We start from the raw sequence: 3,691 nt of genomic DNA on the forward strand, positions 1-3,691 counted from the left end.
CTAAACTTGGCGCTCACCCCAGAGGCATTCCACCGGGGGGGGGCCCACACCGCCCGGGCCCCCCCCCCGCCTCTTCGCATGTCGTCTGCCGTCCGACGTCCGACGCTTGTACGGCTGCCGTGCCCCGGCTGTGCCGCTCCGCCTCAGATACGGACCTGAACGGCGCGGGCCAGCCGGTCGTGCAGGCCGCGGCCGTCGCGGTCCCAGACCAGGGCCGGGATCACCAGGCACAGCAGCACGCTCCGGACGATCACCCGCGTGAGCGTCAGCCGGCCACCGTTCTCGGCGACGACCCTGATGCCCAGGATTCGCTTGCCCGGCGTACAGCCGATGGTCCCGACGGTGAGCACGCTCAGTACGAGGAAGATGCCCAGGGCCCAGTTGCCGGCCGCCTGCTGGTCACCGTGGGCGAACAGCCCGTATGCGATCAGGAGGCACAGGGCCCAGTCGATGAAGATCGCGCCGAAGCGCCGGCCGAGCGGCGCCACCGAACCCGGCCCGTTCTCGGGCAGGCCGAGTCGCTTGCCCCGGTAGCCGAAGTCGGCCCCCATCTCCTCGGCGGCCGCGCGCGGCCCGGAGAGCCACGATCCGATTGCTTGCCTGTTGTCCACCCGAACACGGTACTGCGCCCGCCCGGACGGGCTGCCGGGCGGGGCCCCGCTACAGGCCCCCGGAGCAGCCGGGAGACGGGCCCTTAACCGGCCACGAGGTGCCGGTCACACCCGGCTCGGTTAACTTCTGCGAAACAAATGGGTCATGCTTGAGAAATCCGGTCTGCCTATGGTCGGGTCCAGCGTGTGCCACCGCACTGGCCGCACCACGAGCTACAACCCCGTCCCTCCCGGGCCGGGAGTAGGAGGAGTTGGATGTTCCAGAACGCCGACGACGCGAAGAAGTACATCGCCGACAATGACGTCAAGTTCATCGATGTCCGGTTCTGTGACCTGCCCGGTGTGATGCAGCACGTCACCGTCCCGGCGGCGACCTTCGACCCGGCCGACGAGCTTGCCTTCGACGGCTCGTCGATCCGCGGCTTCCAGGCCATCCACGAGTCCGACATGGCGCTGCGCGCGGACCTGTCGACCGCCCGTGTCGACCCCTTCCGGCGCGACAAGACCGTCAACATCAACTTCTTCATCCACGACCCGATCACCGGCGAGCAGTACAGCCGTGACCCGCGGAACGTGGCCAAGAAGGCCGAGGCGTACCTCGCCTCCACCGGCATCGCCGACACCGCGTACTTCGGCCCCGAGGCCGAGTTCTACGTCTTCGACAACGTCCGTTTCCAGACGTCGGCGAACGAGAGCTTCTACCACATCGACTCCGAGGCAGGCGCCTGGAACACCGGTGCGGTCGAGAACAACCGCGGCTACAAGGTCCGCTACAAGGGCGGCTACTTCCCGGTCCCGCCGGTCGACCACTTCGCCGACCTGCGTGCCGAGATGTCCCTGGAGCTGGAGAACAGCGGCCTCCAGATCGAGCGCCAGCACCACGAGGTCGGCACCGCCGGCCAGGCCGAGATCAACTACAAGTTCAACACGCTGCTCGCCGCGGCCGACGACCTGATGCTCTTCAAGTACATCGTGAAGAACGTCGCCTGGCGCAACGGCAAGACCGCGACCTTCATGCCGAAGCCGATCTTCGGCGACAACGGCTCGGGCATGCACGTCCACCAGTCCCTGTGGGCCGGCGGCGACCCGCTGTTCTACGACGAGCAGGGTTACGCGGGCCTGTCGGACATGGCCCGCTACTACATCGGCGGCATCCTCAAGCACGCCCCGTCACTGCTGGCGTTCACCAACCCGACGGTGAACTCCTACCACCGTCTGGTCCCGGGCTTCGAGGCCCCGGTCAACATGGTGTACTCGCAGCGCAACCGCTCGGCCGCGATGCGCATCCCGATCACGGGCTCCAACCCGAAGGCCAAGCGTGTCGAGTTCCGCGCCCCGGACCCGTCGTCCAACCCGTACCTGGCCTTCTCCGCGCTGCTGATGGCCGGCCTCGACGGCATCAAGAACAAGATCGAGCCCGCCGAGCCGATCGACAAGGACCTGTACGAGCTGGCTCCCGAGGAGCACGCGAACGTCCAGCAGGTCCCGACCTCCCTCCCGGCCGTCCTGGACGCGCTGGAGGCGGACAACGAGTACCTCCAGGCCGGCGGTGTCTTCACGTCCGACCTGATCGAGACCTGGATCGACTACAAGCGCACCAACGAGATCGCCCCGATCCAGCTGCGTCCGCACCCGCACGAGTTCGAGCTGTACTTCGACCTCTAAAGGGCGGGGTCGGGCGACCTGGACCCTGGAGCGAAGCTCCGGAAACTGGCCGTGACCTGCGAGGGCCGCTACCCCAGGACTGGGGTAGCGGCCCTCGCCCGTGCCTGTGGGGCTGGCACTACAGCTGCTGCGGCTGCTGCTGTTGCTGCTGCTGCTGCTGTTGCTGTTGCTGCTGCTGCTGTTGCTGCTGCTGTTGCTGCTGCTGTTGCTGTTGCTGTTGCTGCTGGCCCAGCTGCTGACCCTGTTGTTGCTGTTGCTGCTGCTGACCCAGCTGCTGACCCTGTTGCTGCTGCTGTTGCTGCTGCTGCTGCTGTTGCTGCTGCTGCTGCTGTTGTTGCTGCTGTTGCTGCTGCTGCTGCTGTTGCTGCTGCTGCTGTTGCTGCTGTTGTTGCTGCTGCTGCTGCTGCTGCTGTTGTTGCTGCTGCTGCTGCTGTTGCTGCTGCACCAGCCGCTGCTGCGGCACCAGGAACGTGGTGGTGGTGGTCCTACATGGGCACGCCCGCAGCCCGGCATTGAATCCTGCCGTGAACGACGGGTCGACATTTACCTGAGGTGCCTTGGCTGGAGCCGATGCCACCACGGCAGTTGGAGATGTGGCAGCGAATGCTTCCCCGGCGTACCCCGCGGGGAACGCCAGAGCGGCGATGAGCACCGGGCTGAGCCTTACGAGGAATCGCTTTCCGCGCATGATTTCGTCCCTTCGACTGCTGGACCGAAACATGGTCGCTCGTTGATGAACGGCCGTCTCCAGCAGGATCACACGCAGCACGGCACGTATCAAGAAACCAACTATCCTAGGAGTGCGACTACCTGACACTTCAGTCGAAAGGGTAGACATTCCCCCGCACAGCCTCTGAATTCCCAGAATGCTGATGCGACAGTCCGGTTCACTCCTAGCCTTTGGGCTGATGAGAATGAAGAAGACAATCTTGCGGAACATCGGTGTCGCAACGGCAGCCACCTTCTGTTTGACCGCCGGCGTACTGGCCACATCAGTGAGTGACTCCGTTGCCTCGTCGCGGACTTCGCAAGCCACGCCGTCGGAACTCAAGTGCTATGCGACCACCGGCAATCCGGACGAGGTCGTGTGCTACCGGGTTTCCAAGCGGGTCCTGAACTCGGGGGACGGCCGACTCACGTTCGTGCCCTTCCTCATTCAGGTACCCACGCCCTCCAATCCCCCGACGCCGTCCGTCGTGAACGTTCTGCCGTCGTGAGGGTTCTGTCGTCGCCCGTGAGGGTTCTGTCGTCGCCGAGCGCGTAACCCGCATTGCTCCGCGGGTTACGCGCTCGTGGTGGGCGGCACATTGACCGCCGGACAGTCCCGCTAGCCAGTGGCAGCACCGCCGATGCCTGCACCACCGGTCACGTCGCCGGCACCCGCACCACCAGTGGCCTCGCCACCAGTGCCTGCA

Annotated in this window: 4 protein-coding genes; 3 read left to right on the forward strand and 1 reads right to left on the reverse strand. The window is 65.8% G+C overall.

Annotated elements, in window-relative coordinates; all coding sequences use genetic code 11:
* Positions 1 to 143: 143 nt before the first annotated feature.
* Positions 144 to 611 (reverse strand): RDD family protein, encoded by a 468-nt coding sequence (locus ABZ622_RS31545; protein ID WP_360549022.1) that lies wholly within the window; start codon positions 609 to 611, stop codon positions 144 to 146.
* A 255-nt stretch (positions 612 to 866) separates the two neighbouring features.
* Here ABZ622_RS31545 and glnA point away from each other — a divergent pair, with 255 nt between their 5' ends.
* The 3 genes from glnA (at position 867) to ABZ622_RS31560 (ending at position 3,493) form a co-directional block, all read left to right on the forward strand.
* Positions 867 to 2,276, forward strand: a complete 1,410-nt coding sequence (gene glnA, locus ABZ622_RS31550) for a type I glutamate--ammonia ligase (RefSeq protein ID WP_093543302.1) — start codon at positions 867 to 869, stop codon at positions 2,274 to 2,276.
* A gap of 106 nt (positions 2,277 to 2,382) precedes the next feature.
* Positions 2,383 to 3,090, forward strand: coding sequence for a hypothetical protein (locus ABZ622_RS31555; RefSeq protein ID WP_360549025.1), 708 nt, complete (start codon positions 2,383 to 2,385; stop codon positions 3,088 to 3,090).
* 100 nt (positions 3,091 to 3,190) lie between these two features.
* Entirely contained in the window at positions 3,191 to 3,493 is a 303-nt protein-coding gene (locus ABZ622_RS31560; protein ID WP_360549027.1) for a hypothetical protein, read from the forward strand.
* The last annotated feature ends 198 nt before the right edge of the window (positions 3,494 to 3,691 follow it).

The organism is Streptomyces sp. NPDC007164 (assembly GCF_040634135.1).
GTDB lineage: Bacteria > Actinomycetota > Actinomycetes > Streptomycetales > Streptomycetaceae > Streptomyces > Streptomyces sanglieri.

Coding starts and splice junctions, on each gene's coding strand:
- glnA (WP_093543302.1), top strand. CDS start 867: ATGTTCCAGAACGCCGACGACGCGAAGAAGTACATCGCCGACAATGAC.
- ABZ622_RS31560 (WP_360549027.1), top strand. CDS start 3,191: ATGAAGAAGACAATCTTGCGGAACATCGGTGTCGCAACGGCAGCCACC.